General features: G+C 37.8%; 19 protein-coding genes. 17 read left to right on the top strand and 2 right to left on the bottom strand.

From position 1 onward, the window contains the following. Nucleotides 1–208 precede the first annotated feature (208 nt). A complete protein-coding gene (gene ltrA, locus LGQ02_RS13360) occupies nucleotides 209–1,537 on the top strand; it encodes a group II intron reverse transcriptase/maturase (RefSeq protein ID WP_226514859.1) in 1,329 nt (442 codons plus the stop codon). A gap of 360 nt (nucleotides 1,538–1,897) precedes the next feature. Here the strand turns inward: ltrA and LGQ02_RS13355 are convergent, their stop codons facing one another. Next, complete coding sequence (locus tag LGQ02_RS13355) at nucleotides 1,898–3,133, bottom strand: nucleotidyltransferase (protein WP_226514858.1); 1,236 nt, start codon at nucleotides 3,131–3,133, stop codon at nucleotides 1,898–1,900. 1,002 nt (nucleotides 3,134–4,135) lie between these two features. Here LGQ02_RS13355 and LGQ02_RS13350 point away from each other — a divergent pair. The 4 genes from LGQ02_RS13350 (at nucleotide 4,136) to LGQ02_RS21390 (ending at nucleotide 6,546) form a co-directional block, all read left to right on the top strand. Further along, nucleotides 4,136–4,642, top strand: coding sequence for a YceD family protein (locus LGQ02_RS13350; RefSeq protein ID WP_226514857.1), 507 nt, complete (start codon nucleotides 4,136–4,138; stop codon nucleotides 4,640–4,642). A gap of 56 nt (nucleotides 4,643–4,698) precedes the next feature. Further along, entirely contained in the window at nucleotides 4,699–4,872 is a 174-nt protein-coding gene (gene rpmF / locus LGQ02_RS13345) for a 50S ribosomal protein L32 (RefSeq protein ID WP_226514856.1), read from the top strand. Between the two features lie 117 nt (nucleotides 4,873–4,989). Further along, nucleotides 4,990–5,733: an enoyl-CoA hydratase/isomerase family protein gene (locus LGQ02_RS13340; protein ID WP_226514855.1), complete on the top strand. Its 744-nt coding sequence runs from the start codon at nucleotides 4,990–4,992 to the stop codon at nucleotides 5,731–5,733. Between the two features lie 261 nt (nucleotides 5,734–5,994). Further along, a complete protein-coding gene (locus tag LGQ02_RS21390; protein WP_319003464.1) occupies nucleotides 5,995–6,546 on the top strand; it encodes an RsfA family transcriptional regulator in 552 nt (183 codons plus the stop codon). 158 nt (nucleotides 6,547–6,704) lie between these two features. Here LGQ02_RS21390 and LGQ02_RS13330 read toward each other — a convergent pair whose 3' ends face one another. Then, nucleotides 6,705–7,193: an N-acetyltransferase gene (locus tag LGQ02_RS13330; protein ID WP_226514854.1), complete on the bottom strand. Its 489-nt coding sequence runs from the start codon at nucleotides 7,191–7,193 to the stop codon at nucleotides 6,705–6,707. 158 nt (nucleotides 7,194–7,351) lie between these two features. On the opposite strand from LGQ02_RS13330, the gene LGQ02_RS13325 reads away from it, so the two are divergent. The 12 genes from LGQ02_RS13325 to murD all read left to right on the top strand — a co-directional run bounded on the left by LGQ02_RS13325 (nucleotide 7,352) and on the right by murD (nucleotide 22,438). Then, a complete protein-coding gene (locus tag LGQ02_RS13325; protein WP_226514853.1) occupies nucleotides 7,352–8,242 on the top strand; it encodes a 2-dehydropantoate 2-reductase in 891 nt (296 codons plus the stop codon). Then, nucleotides 8,235–8,618, top strand: coding sequence for a DUF3397 domain-containing protein (locus LGQ02_RS13320; RefSeq protein ID WP_226514852.1), 384 nt, complete (start codon nucleotides 8,235–8,237; stop codon nucleotides 8,616–8,618). The genes LGQ02_RS13325 and LGQ02_RS13320 overlap by 8 nt, the downstream gene beginning before the upstream one ends. A 111-nt stretch (nucleotides 8,619–8,729) precedes the next feature. Beyond that, the gene (gene bshC / locus LGQ02_RS13315) at nucleotides 8,730–10,352 is read left to right on the top strand and encodes a bacillithiol biosynthesis cysteine-adding enzyme BshC (protein ID WP_226514851.1); all 1,623 of its coding nucleotides are present in this window, start codon (nucleotides 8,730–8,732) and stop codon (nucleotides 10,350–10,352) included. Between the two features lie 119 nt (nucleotides 10,353–10,471). Further along, nucleotides 10,472–10,903 (top strand): division/cell wall cluster transcriptional repressor MraZ, encoded by a 432-nt coding sequence (mraZ, locus tag LGQ02_RS13310; protein WP_226514850.1) that lies wholly within the window; start codon nucleotides 10,472–10,474, stop codon nucleotides 10,901–10,903. A gap of 21 nt (nucleotides 10,904–10,924) precedes the next feature. After that, nucleotides 10,925–11,866: a 16S rRNA (cytosine(1402)-N(4))-methyltransferase RsmH gene (gene rsmH, locus LGQ02_RS13305; protein ID WP_226514849.1), complete on the top strand. Its 942-nt coding sequence runs from the start codon at nucleotides 10,925–10,927 to the stop codon at nucleotides 11,864–11,866. A 2-nt stretch (nucleotides 11,867–11,868) separates the two neighbouring features. Continuing rightward, complete coding sequence (gene ftsL / locus LGQ02_RS13300) at nucleotides 11,869–12,234, top strand: cell division protein FtsL (protein ID WP_226514848.1); 366 nt, start codon at nucleotides 11,869–11,871, stop codon at nucleotides 12,232–12,234. A gap of 40 nt (nucleotides 12,235–12,274) precedes the next feature. Beyond that, the gene (locus LGQ02_RS13295) at nucleotides 12,275–14,497 is read left to right on the top strand and encodes a penicillin-binding protein (protein ID WP_226514847.1); all 2,223 of its coding nucleotides are present in this window, start codon (nucleotides 12,275–12,277) and stop codon (nucleotides 14,495–14,497) included. An 889-nt stretch (nucleotides 14,498–15,386) separates the two neighbouring features. After that, nucleotides 15,387–17,324: a stage V sporulation protein D gene (locus LGQ02_RS13290; protein WP_226514846.1), complete on the top strand. Its 1,938-nt coding sequence runs from the start codon at nucleotides 15,387–15,389 to the stop codon at nucleotides 17,322–17,324. 138 nt (nucleotides 17,325–17,462) lie between these two features. After that, nucleotides 17,463–18,929: a UDP-N-acetylmuramoyl-L-alanyl-D-glutamate--2,6-diaminopimelate ligase gene (locus LGQ02_RS13285; RefSeq protein ID WP_226514845.1), complete on the top strand. Its 1,467-nt coding sequence runs from the start codon at nucleotides 17,463–17,465 to the stop codon at nucleotides 18,927–18,929. 1 nt (nucleotide 18,930) lies between these two features. Then, complete coding sequence (locus LGQ02_RS13280) at nucleotides 18,931–19,884, top strand: Mur ligase family protein (protein ID WP_226514844.1); 954 nt, start codon at nucleotides 18,931–18,933, stop codon at nucleotides 19,882–19,884. 217 nt (nucleotides 19,885–20,101) lie between these two features. Beyond that, a complete protein-coding gene (mraY, locus tag LGQ02_RS13275) occupies nucleotides 20,102–21,076 on the top strand; it encodes a phospho-N-acetylmuramoyl-pentapeptide-transferase (RefSeq protein WP_226514843.1) in 975 nt (324 codons plus the stop codon). Then, nucleotides 21,077–22,438: a UDP-N-acetylmuramoyl-L-alanine--D-glutamate ligase gene (gene murD, locus LGQ02_RS13270; RefSeq protein WP_226514842.1), complete on the top strand. Its 1,362-nt coding sequence runs from the start codon at nucleotides 21,077–21,079 to the stop codon at nucleotides 22,436–22,438. The last annotated feature ends 13 nt before the right edge of the window (nucleotides 22,439–22,451 follow it).

The following is a 22,451-nucleotide window of genomic DNA, read 5'->3' as shown; positions in this document are numbered from 1 at the left end:
GGCAACTCGGGAGGTCCTGAATGATCTTCTGGAAAAGAAGTATGGTAGACAAGCGATACAAAGTGAGGAAGCCAAATGTCATTCAGGAAGTCGGATGGATGCGTAGTACCAATGAAGTCGGGTAACGCTGACGGAGGAAAGGCATCCACCTTGTATCGATCGAATCAGGGACACATGAACTACACACAGAGGTAGGAGGGCATATCTCATGGAAACAAAACTGATGCGAATAGCTGAAGTAGCGAAAACAAACCCAGAACTAAAATTTACTTCACTGATCCACTTACTGAATAAAGATTCCCTAAAAGAGTGTCATCATCAACTCAACGGAAATAAAGCACCAGGTATATTAGGGACAACGAAACAAGAATACAGTGAAAACCTGGAAGGGAACCTTCAATATCTTATCAATCGAATGAAGAAACAAAGCTACAAACCACAACCAGTTAAACGGGTTTATATTGATAAATCAGGTTCTAAGAAGAAGCGTCCCCTAGGTATCCCAGAGTATGAAGACAAGATCATTCAAAAAGGTTTAGCCAAAATCTTAAATTCAATCTATGAACAAGACTTTCTAGATTGCTCATTTGGCTTCAGGCCAAACCGAAACTGTCATGATGCGCTAAAGGTACTTAATATGTATATTGAAAGAAGGTACACGAACTATATCGTTGATGTAGACATTAAAGGGTTCTTTGACAATGTGGATCACAAATGGATGGTGGAATTTCTAAAACATCGGATCAATGATCCTAACGTATTAAGGTTAATCAATAGATTTCTTAAAGCAGGGTATGTAAAGGATATGAAGTGGTACAAAGATGAATTTGGAACGCCGCAAGGCGGCCTAGCTTCTCCGATTCTTGCAAATGTTTATCTACACTATGTGTTAGACCTATGGTTTGAAAAGCATGTAAAGAAAAGATGCAAAGGACAAGCTTACATAGTGAGGTACGCAGATGATTTTGTATGTTGTTTTCAATATCACAAAGATGCACAACAGTTTTACCGTGCGTTAAAAGAACGATTGAAGAAGTTTAACCTAGAAATCGCTGAAGACAAAACAAAAGTTATTCCATTTGGAAGGTTTGCCAAGGAAAATGAGCAAAGAACAGGGAATCACAAACCACCAACATTTAAATTCTTAGGTTTTACGCACTATTGTAGTGAAAGTAAACAAGGAAAGTTTCGCGTTAAAAGGAAAACCGACAAGAAGAAAATGAGAACAAAACTAAAAGAAACAAAAGAGTGGTTAAAGTCAAAACGCAATCTTAAAATTCAAGCGATTATGGATAGACTCCAACGTTCACTAAAGGGTTACTACAACTACTACTGTATCACTGATAACCTTCCTACCGTGGAGGAATTTGTCTATCATATAAGACTCCTTCTATTCAAATGGATGAATAGAAGGAGTCAAAGGAAATCTTTTACATGGGATAAGTTTAACCTTTTCATGAATAAATTTCCATTACCGTCACCAAGAAAGAAAGTAGATATTTATAATCTGAGGTCACATATCAGCTATATTCAGTAAAGGGTATAGGGAGGAGCCGTGTGCGGTAATTCCGCACGCACGGTTCTGAGAGGGGGTGAGGGTGTGAACCCTCTTCCTACTCGACAAATTTTAGCGAAGAAGTAGATCGACGTAGAGAAAATTTTAAAGAACTAAGTATAAGTTCAACTAACGCCTCTGTCTTCGCCCAAGGCTCGCCAATCGGCGAGTTTTCTTTATTGTTAAGACGCAGTAGAAATACACTTTGCCTGTAAACGGATTCGAGTGCTTACCTTAATAAAAGCCAAAATAAAAAGGCAACATGTAATACTTAATGTTAAACGTGTTGCCAGTTCTATTGATTTTATTGTTTTTTAATTCGAAAACGGAACTACATAACCGTTAAAGGAAGGTTCCTTTTTCTTCGTTAAACTTAATTGGCTTTTGTTTATATTCATAAGTAAAAGACTCGTGATGAAGCGAAGGAAGACTTCGTAGTTGCGCTGCTTGAATATCTTTTTGAAGTAAAGGTAACTCTTTTCCTTGACTAGCTGTCGTAATTAGTGGGACAGGTAATGACTTTTTAATTTGTGATAAATATCGTTGCCCTTGATCTGACATTCCTAAAACTCTTACGTAAGATGGTTGTAGCGGTTTGCAATATTTATCCATGAATGCTTTTTCAGTATTCATAAGGAGGTGAACGAGCAGTCGTTGTATCCTCGTCCAGGTATACCGTTTCGTTTTTACTAATTTCACGAAATCGTAAAACGATTCAGCTTGGGAGATCATATTTTTCAAACGATGTTCGATTCCTTCTGTGCATTCATAAATGTCTTCAAGTGATTCAGTACTTTCAGTGAGTAGTTTATACTGTAAAAATGGAAACAAATCCTCCCATGATGTTAAAGTAAGTCGGCCCCCTCCAGAGCCGTTTAACTCGTTCGTTGTCGATGTTGGTAGGTACTGACTTACATCATGAAACGATTTCTTCTCTACTAATAATTCATTTCTAATGGCAGTCGCACTTGCGATTTTTTTATCTGTTGGGGACAGGTCATGATACTGAGCCTTTTCCCTTTTCACTGTAGCTGGTTTAATTGATGAACTTAGTTTTGCTAACGAAAGTACATAATGATATCCCAAAATGTTATTCGGTTTGGATAGGTCAATGGATTTTTCTTTTTTACAAACTTGTGTAAAGGCTTTTGCAAAAGCTGAAGGATAGCTATTACCGTTTTTTAAATGCTTTTGAATGACTGCGTCTATTTCTCCCTGATGTTCTTGAATGTCTTGTACGGTTTGTATAAAGGGTTGGATATTTCCTTCTTCACTTCCAAAACATAGCTCGTCTACTCGTAGAGTATGTAATAAAGCGACAGCTGCATCAGAAAACACTTCAGCTTTATGCGTAGCATAAATGTATGGAAGCTCAATGACAAGGTCTACACCTGCTGCTAAAGCCATTTTCGTTCGGCTCCATTTATCTACAAGTGCAGGCTCACCACGTTGTAGGAACGAACCGCTCATAACTGCAACTGTTATATCAGCGTTTGTATGGTTTTTTGATGCTTCTAAATGGTATAAATGCCCATTATGAAAGGGGTTATATTCGACGATCACTCCTAGTGCTTTCATTTCTTTCTTCTCTCCTCTGTTTTTTCATTTGCTTTTTATTAAATGAATCAATTTCATAACTCAAAATAAGATGGGAAATTCAAAATGTGAGCGTGAACTTTACTTTAGACGGATGTTTTCCCGAGGGCTTGTCTTCAGCTAACTTAGGCTCAATAACTCTTCGCCTAAATGGATCTTCAGCTCGTTGTTCCTGCGATTACTCGTCACAGATAAACAGTGCTCCTGCGCCACTACGCTTGCTCGTCGCAGGTAAAGAGTGCTCCTGCGGTTACTCGTCACAGATCGGAGCAGTTCGAAGAAGTATTGCTCGTCGCTGATCCTCCGGGAGTCGCCGACTTTAGTTACGTTCACTTCTAAACAAAACTTGGCTTTTCGCCAAGTCTAAATGGCGAAAGCCTTAGTTGCCGTTATACTATCGACCATAAATTTATAAATTCTGATAGTACAAATAAAACGTACATTTAATGAAAAAGTTTATAATATCATTCGTTTCATTGCGCAAAAAACGTAATTATGAAATTGATTCAAATACATGACCTTGTCAGCATAGTTTAATGTAAGTAGTGAGATAGTAATGTAAGGATGACTTTTTGCATCAAAGGATGGCGTTTCCTTAAATCTCTATTCTATACAGAAATGAATAAAAAAACACGTAATAAACAAAGAGTCCCGCCCTTTAATAGAGAAATAAACTATGTTATCCTAACAACTATATCCTTTAATGATGGATGGAGTGGGAAGGTTATCCATTGAAAAGCTCGTATGTTTAATAAAGTTTAAAAAGGCTCTTTTCGCATAGATTGTTGTTTCTTATAAAAAACACGAAGAGGTGAAAGCGTCCGCCTGTAACCGATTCGAGAGATGAATTTTTTACAAAAGAGAAACAGTCTTTTAGAAAGTAGCTTTTAAAAAATTAAATTAAAAACAGAATGTAAAGAAGTTACCTTGACAAAAGGAATGACGAAGGATATAATTACATTTGTTGTCTTGAGGTGAAAACCTATGAAATGGTCGGTTCAACAATTGGTAGCCTTTAAAGAAAAAGGTCTACATGTAGAAGAATCGGTTGATGTTAGCCAAGTAAAAGAAATAGACCGTGAAATTCGTGACATTACTCCTGTTCAAGTAAAAGGAGATGCGATCTTTTCAAGCCACTCGGTGATGTTTAACCTTGAAATCTCTGGAAAGATGGTACTACCTTGTGCAAGAACATTAAATGATGTGGAGTATCCTTTCACCATTAATGCCAGTGAAACATTTAAGCTGGATCAATGGGCCACCTTCGAAGAGGATGAAGAGGTTCACGAATTGGAAGATAACACGGTTGATTTGTTGCCTTACGTAAAAGAACGTATTTTGTTGGAAAAGCCAATGCAAGTCTTTAGTGATAAGGAAGAAGGTCCGGCCCCTCAATCAGGGAAAGGCTGGGAGCTAAAGACAAAGGAAGAGGAAAAAGAAAAAATTGATCCTCGACTTAAGGAACTAGAAAAGTTCTTTGATAAGAAATAACATCTTCTGTTTATATGATGATGTGCATTTGAAAGATCTCCAAGGAGGTGGGACTCATGGCAGTACCTTTTAGAAAAACGAGTAAGACTCGTAAGAGAAAGCGCCGTACACATTTTAAATTAACTGTACCAGGTATGGTAAAATGTCCTGAATGTGGTGAAGCAAAACTTTCACACCGTGTTTGTAAAGCATGCGGTTCATATAAAGGACAAGACGTAGTAAACAAATAATTAAAGTAAAACAGGAGGGTGTATTCCTTCCTGTTTTTTTACGTTCGGAAATTTACAGAACAGAGGGAACGCCATCTTTACATGTCATTTCATTACAATGGGTTGGGAGAGGTAATAATGAAAGTGTGTAAACAATATATAAACGAACATGTTGCAGAAATCGTATTAAATCGCCCGAAGCAGAAAAATGCCGTTGATTTCGATGTGATCGAGCAGTTAGATGAACATATAACAATGCTAGCAAATGATGAAAATATAACCGTACTTATATTGCGCGGCGAAGGTGGTGCCTTTTGTAGTGGTGGTGATTTACGTGCGTTTCATCAGTTGATGACGAAAGAAGATGCAAAGACGATGTTACAGCCTATGAATGATGTTTTGAAGAAAATCGTGTCATTTCCAGGTGTTACAGTTTCTTATATTGATGGTGCTGCTGTTGGCGGTGGCGCAGAGCTTGCGACATCGACTGATTATCGATTGGCTTCACCAAACTGTAAGGTTGGTTTTATCCAGGGGAGGTTGCACTTAACGACAGGATGGGGAGGGGCCTCGATTTTAAAAGATCGAATAGGCAGAGAGGTTGCATTACAAATGCTAGGCTCAGGTCGGCTCTATTCACCAGTAGAAGCAAAAGAAATAGGGTTTGTTCAGGAGGTTGTTTCTTCTTTAGATGAAGTTTATGATTGGGCTGAACGTTGGTTGCAATCTCCACAAGTGATTCGAAATTATAAAGCGTTATTATATAAAGAGAAAGAAAAACTATATACGGAGATGGATCAAGAAGTTTCCTCATGCTCGTCTTTATGGGAAACAGAGGAACACCATTCTGCGGTAAAAAACTTCTTGGAAAAATCTCAATAACCTACTGTTATTCATTTCATCCAGACTACTTAAATTTCAAATGCATAAAAAAGTGTGTAGTCCGACGAGGCCACTGACTACTTTGATTTATACTAGTTCTATAATTATTTTTTGTTTTTCTGCAATGTTTGTCTATTGAAAAAAAGGATACATAGGGCTTGAATTACAAAAAAATAGAAAAAATCCCTTCTCTTATAGTAAAAAAAGTCTATCGTTTCTACTATTTGCATACATATATTTTGAAACGTATGTGAAGGAGGGATGATCTCGTTGGTTAGGCAGGACGCATGGAATCATGATGAAGATTTATTACTAGCTGAAGTCGTTTTAAGGCATATTCGTGAAGGAAGTACTCAATTAGCAGCCTTTGAAGAAGTGGGAGAAAAACTTTCTAGAACTCCAGCAGCGTGTGGCTTTCGCTGGAACTCAGCGATTCGAAAAAAGTATGATTCTGCTATTCAGTTAGCGAAGAAACAGCGACGTGAATTAAAAGGAAAAAGTCTGAACGGGCAAGCTGAATATCAAGCAGAAGAGACGAAATCATCAAATGAGCCAACAAAAGAACAACAACAAGAGCTTGTACAATCGATCGACCAAGTTGTTGCATTTTTATTAGAGAGAAAAGATGAGCTTCTTCATAAAGGTAATGATGAACGCAATATTAAATTACTTGAAGAAAAAAACGAATCGTTACAATTAGAGCTTGAGCGGTTGAAAGAAGAATACGAATTTATTAAAAGTGACTATCAGCTGATGATTAATGTGGTAGAACGAGCAACGAAGAGAAAAGATGATGAATCGTATACGAAATGAAAAAAATCCACCAATGAATTGGTGGATTTTTTCATATTTGGGCGCTGTTCATCTTGTTATTTATTTGATAAATCGTTTAAAGGGATTCTGTCAAATTAATAACTACGACCAACGATTACAGTGCCGATTTTTTACATTAATAAACAGATAGATTGTCTTTATTCACTTTTAGTATATTGTTGTTCTGAGACGCCTTCAGGGAACCATACGAAAGGGTTTTCACCACGGTCGCGTTCTGTTTGATATGTGATTGGCTCGAATTTCATCTTTTTCCAGAATTCATCAGAACTTTGCCTACCATTCGTTTTCACTGGTAAGCCTAAGCCTTTCGCGTAATCAACAAGTGCTGTTCCAATACCTCGTCCTTGATATGCTGGTAAAACTTCAAGTTTCCAAAGTTCGTAATAATCTTGAGCTGGTTCGAAGTAACGGTCGAACTTCGCCTCTATTTTATATAGACTCATTCGCGCAACAAGTTTATTCCCAAAATAAATACCATAAAACGGAGATTCGCTATCGTTGTCTATAATATTTCCTTCTAGATCTTCTTTCATTGAAAGTTCTTGTTGGCCATATTCCCTGAAATTCTCAAATTCCTCTAATGTTTTAAAGTTTATTTTTAGACGAACAACTTCATACATTTCCATACGATTCCCCTCCTGCATATCATTTATAATAATTGTCTATATATTATTATAATTTAAAAAACATAAAAAAGAAAACGATTTCTTCACTCATTCAGATGAACTTTTTTATAATTGTGCTAAAATTAGGGAGAGGAATTAGGCCAAAAGGAAGTGGGATCATGAAGATTTTAGTCATAGGAGCAGGGTCTGTCGGCTTACTTATTGCATCATATTTACAACAAGATGGGCACGAGGTATCTATTGTTACGAGATCAAAAAGACAAGCAGATACAATTCTTGAAAAAGGATTAAAAGTAATAAAAGAGGGTGAAGAAGTTGTTCAACCGATTCGGGCTATTCCTGCTTCGCAATTGGGGAGTCTGACATATGACCTTGCTATCATTACATTGAAACAAACGCATCTTGAGGAGTTTTTTCATAATTTTTTACCGGTACTGAAAAGAAGTGCTGCTTTATTATTTTTGCAAAATGGGATGGGACATATGGAAAAAGCAGCTTCCCTTTGCGCGAACCCGTTATATGCTGGGGTTGTTACTCATGGAGCAATGAAAACAAATGACCGTGTGGTAAGACATACTGGTGATGGCGAAATAGCGTTTGGGCCATGGGGACACGGTGAGAAATTGTATGGTCTTACAGATGGTAAAAGTCGTTTATGTTTTACATATACCCCTTTCATTAAAGAGCGCATGGTTGAGAAACTAATCATTAACTTCATCGTCAATCCTTTAACGGCGTTATATGGAGTTCGTAACGGAGAGCTCTTAGAAGATCCTTTCATAAGGAATGTACAAGCATTGTTTAATGAAGTTCAAAGTGTTTTGGAAGTTAACGAAAGTCATTACGATAAACTAGTACGAGTAATAAAACAAACGAAGGAAAATGAATCATCGATGTATCAAGATATAAAACATAAAAGACGCACGGAAATTGACGCAATTACAGGGTACATATTGAAAATGGGAAGAAAGGAAGGTATACGAATGCCACTTACCGAATTTCTTCATTACTCTATTAAGGGAATCGAAAGGAGTTGGGGGGATGTCTAGTATTATCGTTTTCATCATTGCCTCTTTTGTAACTGTACCATTAATAGCGTTTTATCTAGTTTATATTATTTCAGTGAAAAGTACGAAAAACAAAGTGTTTTCTATAAAGCTTGCAGCAGACTGCACAGTAGTTTTGCTTATGTTTGCGATTTATTTTATCGCCTTAGAGATATGGGGGATCTCAATTTTATGGATGATTATTTTATTCTTTTTGCTATCCTCAATCATTTTTACAATCCTTCATTGGAAATCATATGAACTTATATCTATTCATAAAGTTTTTAAAGGGGTTTGGCGTTTCCAATTTTTTGTTTTATCGGTACTTTATTTCATATTAATGGTTTACGGTTTTATTGCAAATATTTATGCCGTATAAGGAGCTGAGCTTCTTCATTGGTCAACGTCGTTTTATTTGTTATAATAAATACTCATTTATTGCGAAGACCGAAATAAATTTCTGTATTAAGAAAGTGAAGGGTTGAATCAAATGAAATTTGTCTGGGAAGACGCAGAAAACGCATTTACGAATCAATACATACTTAATGACGAACAATTTATGCCCTTTTTTGACTACTCCCTAAAAGAGGATGCGCTATTAAAAAGGTATCATGAAATACAAAGTCGTTCGTATCAAAGAAGGAATATAGTTGAAGTGCTCACTCAATATAATAAACAATTTAGTGAGGATGAAGCGATTTATGCATCAATAGAAAAACTAAAAGATGATAGGTCTGTTACAGTGGTAGGTGGTCAGCAGGCAGGGTTACTTACAGGGCCGATTTATACGATAAACAAGATCATTTCCATTCTAAAAACGGCACGTCGTGTAGAGAATGAACATGGAATCCCGGTCGTACCGATATTTTGGATGGCTGGGGAAGATCACGATATTGATGAAGTTAACCATACGTTTATTCACAACCAAGAGAATATAAAAAAGCTAAATATCTCAGAAAGAAATGATTTAAAAACACCGGTATCGGAAAGGTTCATTTCTGCTGACGATGGAAAAAAGGTTGTTGATGAATTGTTTCAGTTCTTAAATGAGACGGAACATACACGGGAACTATATCATCAATTAACTAATGATGTGAAAGATGGCCTTACTTATGTAGAGTGGTGTGCGAGAATTCTCCATAGGTTATTTGAGGGGACAGGGTTAGTATTGATGGATGCAGCTTGTCCACAAATAAGACAAATTGAACAACCCTTTTTTAAGGAGCTCATTAAAAAAAATGATGAACTTCGTGGAGCGTTTATTGAAGGGGCAAATAATTTTAAACGGAAAAATTTTGGGGAACCGATCGCTATTGAGGAGAGCAATGCACATCTTTTTGTTCATTACCAAGGACAACGCTTCTTGCTTTCAAAAAATAACGGTGTTTTTACAGATAAGAATCGTTCAAAAACTTGGACAGAAGATGAATTGCTTGAAATGGTTGATAAAGACCCTTCTTGTATAAGTAATAATGTTGTAACTCGTCCGTTAATGCAGGACTTTTTATTACCTGTACTTTCATTTGTTGCAGGGCCTGGCGAGATAAAATATTGGGCGACGTTAAAAGAGGCATTTCACACCTTCAACATAAACATGCCAATCGTAGAGCCGAGATTACACATTACATTTGTATCAAGACCAGTAGAGAAGAACTTGATAAAAGTTGGTGTAAATCATAAAGCTGTCGCTTTAAATGGTTTAAGTAATAAAAAGCAGCAATGGTTAAAAAGTAAGGAAAAAGCGCCTTATAAAACAGAGATAGAAAATGCTAGGATGCAAATGGATGAAATTTTCTCCCACTTATCCTCCACTTTTAAAGAATACGGGAAAGAGTACGAATTACTACGAGAGAAATACCGTAATAAGGCGGAGGATCAGTTTGTTGAGTTAGAGAAAAAATTTGAAGCGAAGTTGCTCCAAGAAAATGAAGCAGGAATAAGGCGATTTGATCTTGTTGAAAGTGAAATTAAGCCTAATGGAAACCCTCAAGAAAGGTACTTAAATATTCATTCTTTCCTAAATTTATATGGACCCGATCTTATTCAAAGGGTAGTAAGTGAAATACCGTCAGAGGACAATTATGCAGGGACGCATGCATTTATTTATTTATAAAGAAAAACTCCGTGGAAGCGGAGTTTTTTTATTTTATCAAAAATCTTTTCAAACTAAGTGGTTAAAAGTGGGGAGATGTGGTAAATTAGTGTTATAAAGTGGGGAGGAGGTGGATCGCTATGTTCATGGGAGAGTTTCATCACAATGTGGATGAAAAAGGGAGAATGATTATCCCCGCAAAGTTCCGTGAAGAGTTAGGGTCCACCTTCGTCGTTACAAGGGGAATGGATAAATGTTTATTTGTTTATCCTGAACAAGAATGGAGACAATTAGAACAAAAGCTAAAATCCCTTCCATTTACGAAAAAAGATGCCCGTGCATTCACTCGGTTTTTCTTTTCAGGTGCGACAGAGAGTGAATTGGACAAGCAAGGGAGAGTAAATCTCCCATCAACTTTACGCACATACGCAAAGCTAGAGAAAGAATGTGTCGTTATTGGTGTATCTAATCGTGTGGAAATTTGGAGCAAGGAAGTTTGGGAAGAATATTTTGCAGAATCAGAAGAATCATTTGCGGAAATCGCTGAAAATATCGTTGACTTTGAATTGTAGTGAGATTGGAGGAGGACATCTTTGTTTGAACACATAACCGTTCTGAAAGAAGAAACAGTAAAAGGATTAAACATAAAGAAAGACGGCGTATATGTCGATTGTACGCTCGGTGGTGGTGGGCATAGTGAGCGTATTCTTTCGGAATTAAATGAAAAGGGGCGACTTATTGCCTTTGATCAAGATGAAACAGCTCTTCAACATGCGAAGGAGCGTCTTTCTACATATGAAGGGAAAGTCACCTTTGTTCATAGTAATTTTAGAGATTTAAAAGAGGAACTACTAAATATTGAGGTACAAGAAGTTGATGGGCTTGTTTTTGACCTAGGTGTATCTTCCCCTCAGTTTGATGAACCAGAGCGTGGATTTAGTTATCGATTCGATGCTCCTCTAGATATGCGAATGAACCAAAAGCAGCCTTTATCTGCATTTCATGTTGTGAATGAATGGGCTTTTGAAGACATCGCAAGAATTATAGCAAGGTATGGTGAAGAGAGATTCGCCAAACAGATCGCGCGAAAAATTGAGCAAGCACGTATTGAAAAACCAATTGAAACGACATTTCAGCTAGTAGATGTCATTAAAGAGGCTATCCCTGCACCTGCAAGGAGAAAAGGTGGACACCCTGCGAAACGAACATTCCAGGCGATAAGGATTGCGGTAAATGATGAGTTGAATGTATTTGAACAAGCGTTAAATGACGGAATTGACATGCTAAAGCAAGAAGGAAGAATAGCTGTCATTACCTTCCATTCATTAGAAGACAGGATTTGTAAGCAAGTTTTTAAAAAGAGAAGTACACCGAGAGAGCTTCCGAAAGATTTACCAGTTATTCCTGATGAATTTAAACCGGAACTGTCACTTGTAAACCGTAAACCGATTATCCCAAATGAAGAAGAGCTTGAACAAAATCAGCGTGCACATTCTGCGAAATTAAGGATTGCTGAAAAAAATAAGGAGGAATGAAGATGAGTCCACTTGTACAAAGGCAAGAACCAAATTGGAATCCACAGCCGAACCAAGAGAAAAAGATTGGGAAACAAAAGGTCTTGAAAGGAAAGGTTACAAAAGGGGAGAAGATGATTTACTCTGCCTTTTTAATCGCCATTGTGTTAGGGCTTTATCTCGTTTTATCTAATTATGCATCGATGTATATGGTAAATCATCAAATTCAGCAGACAGAAACTGAAATTTCGCAACAAGCTAGTGTGAATCAAGGTTTAGAGTTACAAGTAAAGGAACTTTCAGACCCAGACCGAATCTTAGCTGAAGCAAAATCAATGGGAATGGAATTACGTGTTGATGATGTAAGAAGCATTCATGTGAATAATTAATGGTTATGGTGTGCTTTCTTACAGGAGGTGACGTTTTCTCTTGTTAGAAGAAAATAAAAGCATAAAAGTAACGAAGCGTGGATTATACATTTTGTTAGTGATCTTACTTGGTGTTGGCATTATGTTTTCACGCTTTGTGTACATTCAAGCAGCAAAAGAAGTGCAGGGGCAAGATCTAGAAACACTACTAGAACAAAGGTGGTCACAATCAAGGGTCATCGATGGTACAAGAGGAACCATATTTGATAGAAATGGAGAAGCATTAGCTGAAGAAATCCCTTCATACACCCTCGTTGCGATTGTAGACGATCGTTTTAACAGTTATGTAAGTGATCCTAAATTTACAGCGGAACAATTAAGTACAGTGTTAGATATGGATGCATCTACAATTGAAAATTTTTTATCGAATGCTATTGAAAATGAGCGTGTTCAAGTTGAGCTTGGCCCTCGAGCGAAGTTTTTAAACTATGAAACAATGGAAAAAATCAATGAACTTGAACTTGATGGGGTGACGTTTAGGGAAGATGCTCGGCGGTTTTATCCAAATCAAACATTTGCATCACATGTTCTAGGCTATACTGAACGAGATATGGCAATTGCTAGAATGGGTTTAGAAAGTAGTTTAGATGAATTCTTAAAAGAAGAAGATGGTAGAATTACGTATCAAAAAGATGCATTGAACCGGTCTTTAGTAAATGCGGATACTGTAATTGTAGAGCCGAAAAATGGAGACCACGTCTTTTTAACACTTGATACACGCATTCAAATGGCCATCGAGCAAACGATGAACCAAGTAGAAGAAGAATTTAACCCAAAACGGATGATGGCAATTGTTGCAAATGCGAAAACCGGTGAAATTTTAGGGATGTCAAATCGCCCCAGTTTTAATCCGAATCAATATGAGTCAATCGTTAATTATACAAACTATAATGTTTCTTCTCGCTTTGAACCAGGTTCAACGATGAAAGTTTTTTCGCTTGCTGCAGCAATAGAAGAAGGTGTATATGACGGTGAAGCAACTTTCCAATCCGGATCTTATCAAGTTGGACCACATAGAATTCGTGATCACCAACGTGGGGGATGGGGAGAGATCACTTTTAATGAAGGTGTTCAACGTTCCTCGAACGTAGCTTTTTCGATTTTAGCTTTAGAAGAACTTGGTGGAGATCATTTATATGATTACTTAACATCGTTTGGTTTCGAAGAGCCGACTGGAATTGATTTACCGAATGAAGCAACAGGGGTTTTAGCTGATTCTTGGCATGGTGATGCTGCTTATACCGCTTTTGGGCAAGCGTCTGTAGTGACACCGATCCAACAAGTTCAAGCAGCTACAGCAATTGCTAATGGCGGGAAGATGATGAAACCTTATATCATTGATCGGATCGTAGCAGAGGATGGAAGTGAAGTTCGTACAAAGAATGAACCCGAGATCGTCGGTGAACCGATTTCTGAAAATACGTCAAAAGAGGTACTGAATATCTTGGAAACCGTTGTCTCTTCTGATAACGGAACTGGTCAACCTTATGCCGTTGAGGGTTTCAATATTGCAGGGAAAACGGGTACAGCTGAAGTTCCCGACCCATCTGGTCCTGGATATTTATATGGTCATGGCAAACATATTTTTTCATTCATAGGAATGGCACCGGCAGATGATCCTGAAGTTATCATGTATGTAGCTGTAGATCGTCCTGAGCTTGATGCTACAGAAATTGGATCTACTCCAGTTTCGATGATCTTTAAACCAGTGATGCAACAAAGCTTGCAATATTTAAATATTTCCCCGACTGAAGAAATTGGTGATATTGCATACTCTGAAGGGATTGAAATGAACGACTTTATTGGAAGTGAAGTCCAGTCTACAATTTCTGAATTAGAATCATTAGGACAAAATGTTGTCCTAATAGGTGAAGGTGATCGTATTGAAAGGCAAAGCCCCCGTCCAGGGACCGAGGTTATGCCTGGTGAAAAAGTATTTCTGAAAACAGATGGAAATGAGGGAAAGTTTCCGAATATGACCAATTGGTCATTAAGGCACTTGTTTGTTTTCCAAGAGGTCACAGGTATTGAAGTTGAGGTCAATGGGGAAGGTTTTGTACGAGAGCAAAGTCCACAACCAGGTACTTCAATGAAAGGTGTAACTAGAATGAGAGTTACACTGTTACACCCATTTGAAGAAGTTGATGAAACTGGATTAGATGAAGAGGTTGATGATCTCCTTCTAGATGATGATGATAATGATGATGAGTTTTTCATGGACTAAAACGTAAAGTTTTACACAATCGAATCAATTTCATAGTTCCGTTTTTTGTGCAATGAAACGAATGATATTAAAAATTTATCATTAAATGTACGTTTTATTTTTACTATCAGAATTTATAAATTTATGGTCGATAGTAACTGCTCCTGCGCCGCTACGCTTGCTCGTCGCAACTCGACGTTTAATCATAGGAGTTGAGCTTGTGGCAACTAAGGCTTACTTCCACAGGAGGTGGTGACTTCGGCGTTGATCACAGGACGTGATCGATTGTAGTCGAAGTTCCTAATTAATGACTTGCACTAAAGCATAAGAGCTTCTATGTAAGCACACTTCGCTTACGAAGAATCTCTTTAACGAAAAGCCAAGTTTTGTTTACACTATAATAATGTATAAAATTTTAGCTAAGAAGCAATTTCGACGTAGTGAAAATTTCTATGTGTATAGTATAAGTGCAACTACGCCTTTGTCTTCGCCTTAAAGGCTCGCCAATCGGCGAGTTTTCTTTAGAAGTGAACGTAACTAAAGGCGGCGACTCCCAGAGGATCAGCGACGAGCAATACTTCTTCGAACTGCTCCGAGCTGCTCCGAGCTGCGACGAGTAACCGCAGGAGCACTGTTTATCTGTGACGAGTAATCGCAGGAACAACGAGCTGAAGATCCACTTAGGCGAAGAGTTGTCGAGCCTAAGTTAGCTGAAGACAAGCCCTCGGGAAAGTGTCCGTCTGAAGTGAAGTTCACGCTCACATTTTGAATTTCCCATCTTATATTGAGTTATGAAATTGATTCAATCTTGAAAAATGACAAGAAAAAGATCGTATGGACAGGTTCTAACCTGTCCATTTTTTTCATATGACTGAACCAAGCCAAAGTGTTTGATAACGGGAGGTTCATTATGAAAAGGGTATCGAATGTAACCGTACGTAAGAGATTAATTTTTGCATTAGGTGTCGGTCTTATCGTGTTTTTTGTCATGATCATCAGACTCGGTTTCGTTCAGCTTGTCATGGGAGACGAACTCTCAAATAAAGCAGAAGATTTATGGAGTAGAAATATTCCATTTGAAGCAAAAAGGGGTGAAATATTAGATCGTAATGGTGTACCGCTTGCAACAAACATTAGTGCCCCATCTGTTTTAGTTGTTCCAAGACAAATTTCAGACCCGAATACGGTAGCGGCGGAGCTAGCGAATGTTTTAAGGATGGATGAACAAAAAGTTTACGGACTCGTGACAAAAGATTCATCAATTGAACGAATAAATCCTGAAGGAAGAAAAATAAGTAATGAATTAGCGAATGAAGTTAGGGAATTGAAGCTTGAAGGTGTGTATATTGCTGAAGATAACAAAAGACATTACCCATTCGGTAATTATTTATCACATGTCTTAGGTTTTGCGGGGATTGATAATCAAGGGTTAACCGGTCTAGAGCTTTTTTATGATGAAAGGTTGTCCGGAGAACAAGGTCACGTCTCCTTCTATTCGGATGCAAAAGGGCGCAGGATGCCAAACTTAGCAGATGAATATACACCACCATTGAATGGACAACATTTGAAACTGACGGTAGACACAAGAATTCAAACGATCATAGAAAGAGAATTAGATATTGCAGAAGCAACGTATAATCCTGATGGAGCGATGGCCATTGCAATGGACCCGAACACAGGAGAAATTCTCGGGATGTCATCTCGTCCAGATTATGACCCTGAGCGTTTTCGTGAAGTCCCACCTGAAATTTATAATCAGAATAAACCTGTATGGAGTCAATACGAGCCAGGTTCCACATTTAAAATTATTACATTAGCAGCAGCTTTAGAGGAAGGAAAAGTCGATTTACTTGAGGATAGCTTTCATGACCCAGGTCATATTGAAGTGTCTGGACATAAGTTACGCTGTTGGAAAAAAGGTGGGCATGGTTCTCAAACTTTTTTAGAAGTAGTGCAAAATTCTTGCAACCCGGGCTTTGTTGTTTTAGGTGAAAGATTAGGAAAAGAAACGTTATTTCAATACATTGATGACTTTGGGTTCGGTAGTAAAACAGGGATCGACTTACAAGGTGAAGGGAAAGGGATCCTATTTGATCTTGATGCAGTTGGGCCACTGGAACTTGCGACAACAGCATTTGGTCAAGGGGTTTCCGTCACACCAATCCAACAAGTAGCAGCAGTAGCGGCTGCAGTAAATGGAGGTAATTTATATCAGCCTTTCTTCGCATTAGAGTGGTTGGATGATGAAACAGGTGAGGTTATTTCAAGAACAACTCCTACGATGAAAAAACAAGTAATCTCTGAAGGTACTTCAACAGAAATTAGAAATGCACTTGAGCATGTTGTAGCAAAAGGGACTGGTCGTGGTGCTTATGTTGATGGATATCGTGTCGGAGGGAAAACAGGTACGGCTCAAAAAGCTCAAGGTGGTCGATACTTAGAGAATAACCATATCGTTTCATTCATTGGTTTCGCACCGGCAGATGACCCACAAATAGTGGTTTATGTAGCTGTCGATAATCCAAAAGGTACAGTTCAGTTCGGTGGAACAGTAGCTGCTCCTATCGTTGGGAATATTATGGAAGATGGACTGAGAGCATTAGGAGTTGAAAAGAGATCTGACCAGTTAGAGAAAGAAAGAATGTGGAACGATGAACCAATTGTTGAAGTACCTGATTTAGTAGGTAGAACGATTCGTGATATTCACCAATCTTATTATGAGTTGCAACTGGATGCTGCAGGAGAAGGAAAGGAAGTAGTCTTACAGTCTCCAGAACCAGGTACAAGGGTAAAAGCAGGCTCAACAATTCGTATATATATGGGTGACAAACAAGAAGATGAACAGTAAAATGGAAACAGAAATAGCTTAGGTTATGTCATAAGTGTAAAAAAATTTTTTGAGGGAAATAGAAGTGATGGTATCACTTCATTCCCATCTTACATAAAGGATTTAAGAATGGAATATTTTAAAAAGGAGCATTGATTTATGCAATTAAATGAAATAGTGAACTTACTACCCACATACTCTTTAACAAATAATAGCAATCCTTTGATTCAAGACCTTCATATGGACTCTCGTGAAGTCACGCAGGGGAGTCTTTTCTTTTGTGTTCCAGGTTATACCGTCGACGGACATGATTTTGCTAAGCAAGCAGTAGAAAAAGGAGCTGTAGCACTTGTTGCAGAAAGAGATTTGGATGTAGATGTTCCTGTTGTCATTGTTAGAAGTACAAAACGTGCAATGGCGATTATTTCTTCGGCATTTTACCAATACCCAACTGAGAAGTTACATATGATCGGTGTTACTGGTACGAACGGAAAAACGACGACAACGCACTTGATCGAGCAAATATTAAACGATGCAAAGCGAAATTCTGGCATGATAGGTACAATGTATATGAGGTATGGTGGAAATGAAATCCCAGTTAAGAACACGACGCCAGAATCTCTCGTTTTGCAAAAAGAATTTGCGAAAATGGTTGAAAGTGGAGTAGACAGTGTGACGATGGAAGTGTCTTCACATGCCTTGGAATTAGGAAGAGTCCATGGGTGTCGATATGACGTAGCAGTATTCACAAATTTATCACAAGATCATTTAGACTTTCATGAAACGATGGAACGCTATTGCTATGCAAAAGGTCTTTTATTCGCACAATTAGGAAATGGAAACGAAAGTGGGCAAAATAAGGTAGCTGTCATTAATAGTGATGACGAATCAGCAAAAACGATTGAAATGATGTCGGCCGTTCCTGTATTAACTTATGGGATTTATTCTGATGCAGATGTAAAAGCAACAAACATAAACGTGCATGAAAAAGGTACGAGCTTTTTAGTACATATAGGTGATCACTCGATAGACGTCAATTTGAAAATGACAGGCACTTTTTCTGTGTACAATGCTTTAGCTGCAATAGCTGCAACATATGCCTCAGGCATACGTTTGCCAGAAATAAAGAAAAGTCTAGAGGCTCTCAAAGGCGTATCAGGACGTTTTGAACGAGTGGAAATTGATGACGCTCTCTATCATGTCATTGTTGATTATGCACATACTCCAGACAGTTTAAAGAACGTATTAGAAACAATTAAAGAATTTGCAAAAGGAAAAATTTCAGTTGTCGTTGGGTGTGGTGGAGACAGAGATAAAACAAAGCGGCCCCAAATGGCTGCAGTAGCTGAAGAGTTAGCTGACTTCGTTTATTTAACGTCAGATAACCCACGAACAGAAGAACCAATGGCTATTTTGACTGACATGGAAGAGGGAATGAGTGGGTCAAATTATGAAGTAATCGAAAGCAGAAAAAGTGCAATTGAAAAAGCCATTCATTCGGCCGGAAAAGATGAGATTATCCTAATTGCCGGAAAAGGGCATGAAACATATCAAACAATTGGAAAAACAAATTATCATTTCGATGACCGAATCGTTGCAAAAGAGGCTGCCGAGGGGGAGAAGTAAAATGGCATCAAAAATTCCTTTACAATTACTACGTGAGGTTTCCTCAAAAAGTATAGGGAACGTCTCTTTAACATTTATGGTTGAAGGTGTTAGTATAGACGCTTCGAATGTTGAACCTGGAAATCTTTTTATCCCATTAGAATCCAGTTCACATAATGGGGAGAAAAACTTAGAAGAGGCGATCGAAAAGGGCGCAAAAGCGGCTCTTTGGCCAGAGGACAAACCGCTGCCTGATATGACACCAAATAACTTTGTGTTCTTTGTTGTTGATAATACGAGACTAGCTCTGCAACGTTTGGCTTCTCATTATTTAAATGATATAGACCCAATCGTTATATGCGTAACTGGGAATGATAAAGTTCAAACAACGACATCGATGATTACGTCGATATTAAGTAAACAATTTAACATTCATCAGTCAATCGAAGGAGTAACACCGTCTGTTTCAATACCGTTGTCTATGCTACAAATGCCTGAAAAGACCGATGTTTTTATTTATGAGATGATTTCTTATTCAATTGATGAAGTTATGGAAATAAATAATTGGATCGTACCGAACTATATGGTGTTGGCGACTAGTAATGAAAAAACGAAGTCACAGGTGACCTGGATAGAGGATGAACTAACGAAAGCAACGTGTATCGAAAAAAATATGAAGGCGACGGCAGTGTTAATTTTAGATGGAGATGAGGCTTCTTTAAAGAGGGATTGGAAAACAGATCCTGTTTACTGTGGTTTTGATGAATCTTCATTGTTCCATATTACTCATTTATCGAATGAAGGTAATGATATCCACTTCCAATTATCAGGATTGAGAATGAACTTCATCCTTCCTTCTCATTTGCAACATGTTGTGAAAAATAGTGTGTTTGCAATTGCACTTTCGGTCCACTTAGGCGTTCTTCCAGAAACAATAGCTGAGGCAATTGGTGGATTTTCTACGATTGAGGGTTGAAGAGAAAGACTTTTCATTTCCAAGAGGCATTAAATAGGACGGAACACGATAAAATAAAATAAACGATCATTAAAATATGGAAGAGCGATATATGAAACAAGATCATTTTCAAGCTGGCATATAAGAATGACGTTTATGAAACTTGCCACTTAAAGTCTTTATATTTGAATGACAACAAAGAATTGATGTTTGCGTAATAGAAAGGAGTTCCAAAATTATGCTGGAACAAGGGTTATTATTTACTTTAATTTTATCATTTTTAATTACTGTTTTATTATCACCAATTTTTATTCCCTTTTTAAGAAGGTTGAAGTTTGGTCAAAGCATTCGTGATGAAGGGCCAAAATCTCACCAGAAAAAAACAGGTACGCCTACAATGGGTGGGATCATGATCGTTTTAGCAGTTGTGGTTTCCACTTTAATTTTAGCTAGTCAGTTTCACAACGTCGGAGTTGAAATATGGCTTCTGATTTTAGTGACGTTAGGTTTTGGATTACTTGGCTTTTTAGATGACTTTATTAAAGTTGTAAAAAAGAGAAACTTAGGTCTTACATCAAAACAAAAGTTTCTCGGCCAAGTTGTTATTTCAGCAATTATTTATTTTGTTTTAATGCAATCAGGCTTACCGACATATATTACTGTACCTGGAACAGAATTTTCAGTTGAGTTAGGTTGGCTTTATTTTCCACTTATTATCATTATTTTAGTTGGTGCGTCAAACGCGGTGAACTTGACTGATGGTTTAGATGGACTCGTTGCTGGAACGTCAGCGATTGCTTTTGGTGCATTTGCTATTATTGCTTACTCATTATCAATGTATACCGTTTCTCTTTTTTCAATTGCTGTTGTAGGTGCTGTTTTAGGGTTTTTAGTTTTCAATGCACATCCAGCAAAAGTATTTATGGGCGATACAGGCTCACTTGCTTTAGGTGGTGCAATTGGTTTAATCGCAATTTTGACGAAAATGGAACTGCTCCTTGTTATTATTGGTGGTGTTTTCGTTATTGAAACGCTATCTGTTATTATTCAAGTCATTTCATTTAAAGCTACGGGAAAGCGGGTATTTAAAATGAGCCCTTTACATCACCACTATGAGTTATCAGGGTGGAGCGAGTGGAGAGTCGTTGTTACATTTTGGCTTGTCGGCTTGTTATTCGCTATAATTGGCGTATATATTGAGGTGTGGTTATAGATGAAAACGACGACATACTTTCAAAATAAACATGTACTTGTCTTAGGTCTTGCCAAAAGTGGTACAGCAGCAGCCAAGTTACTATTGAAATTGGGAGCTAATGTGACGGTGAATGATCGCCTTCCAATAGAAGAGAACATTGAAGCGCAAGAACTCGAAAGCCTTGGAGCTCACGTCATTTGTGGATCCCATCCTTTACATTTAATCCATGGTGAGCTTGATTATGTTGTAAAAAATCCAGGTATCCCTTATACGAATCCACTTATTGAAAAAGCATTACAAGAAGAAATCCCTGTCATTACTGAAATAGAATTGGCTTCTGTCATTAGTGAGGCTGAAATTATTGGTATAACAGGCTCAAATGGGAAAACGACAACGACCACATATATTTTTGAGATGTTAAAGGGTGGAAAGAAAAACCCTCTTATTGCAGGGAATATCGGCAAAGTTGCATGTGAAGTAGCTCAGAAAGCAACTGAAGACGATGTTCTTGTTACAGAATTATCTAGCTTCCAGTTGATGGGGGTAAAGAGCTTTAAACCTCATATTTCAATCGTGCTAAACCTCGTCGAAGCTCATATCGATTATCACGGTTCTATGGAAAATTATACTGAAGCGAAAAGTCAGATTATGAAAAATCAAACTGAAAATGACTATTTGATTTATAATGCTGATGATGAACTTGTGTTGAATATGGTAGAAGGTGGACAAGCAAAAAAAGTACCATTTTCGCTTAACGAGATATTCGAGGAGGGGGCATATTTAAGCCGGGATGGATGGCTTGTTGTCCTAGGTGAGAGGCTGATTCATAAAGATGATATGTCCTTACCAGGGGATCACAATGTTGCTAATGCACTTGCAGCAGCTTTAGCAGCTAAGTTAACAGGGGCGACGAATCAGCAAATGATTAACACGTTAAAAACGTTTACTGGTGTAAAGCACCGTTTACAATTTGTTGATACTTATAAAGGGCGTTCATTTTATAACAATTCAAAAGCGACAAACGTTCCAGCTACGATCACATCATTAAAAGCTTTTACACAGCCAGTTGTCCTTATTGCTGGAGGTTTAGATCGTGGTGTGACCTTTGAAGGGTTAAAGCCATTATTAAAAGAACGGGTGAAAGCGGTCGTTTCTTATGGCGAAACAAAAGAAATGATTGCCAAGACGGCTGAATCTGCAGGTGTAGCTGATATTAAAATGACGTCAACATTACCAGACGCCGTTAATGTAGCATATAACCTTTCAGGTGAAGGAGATGTTATTTTGTTGTCTCCTGCATGTGCTTCATGGGATCAGTTTAAAACATTTGAACAGCGTGGGAACTGTTTTATTGAAGCTGTAGAAATGATCACAAAATAAAGTCATGTTTGTG

Origin of the sequence: Bacillus shivajii, assembly GCF_020519665.1 — a bacterium.
Taxonomy (GTDB): Bacteria; Bacillota; Bacilli; order Bacillales; family Salisediminibacteriaceae; genus Bacillus_CA; species Bacillus_CA shivajii.
The sequence above is the reverse complement of the archived record's forward strand: the minus strand, read 5'-3'. Positions and strand labels throughout refer to the sequence as shown.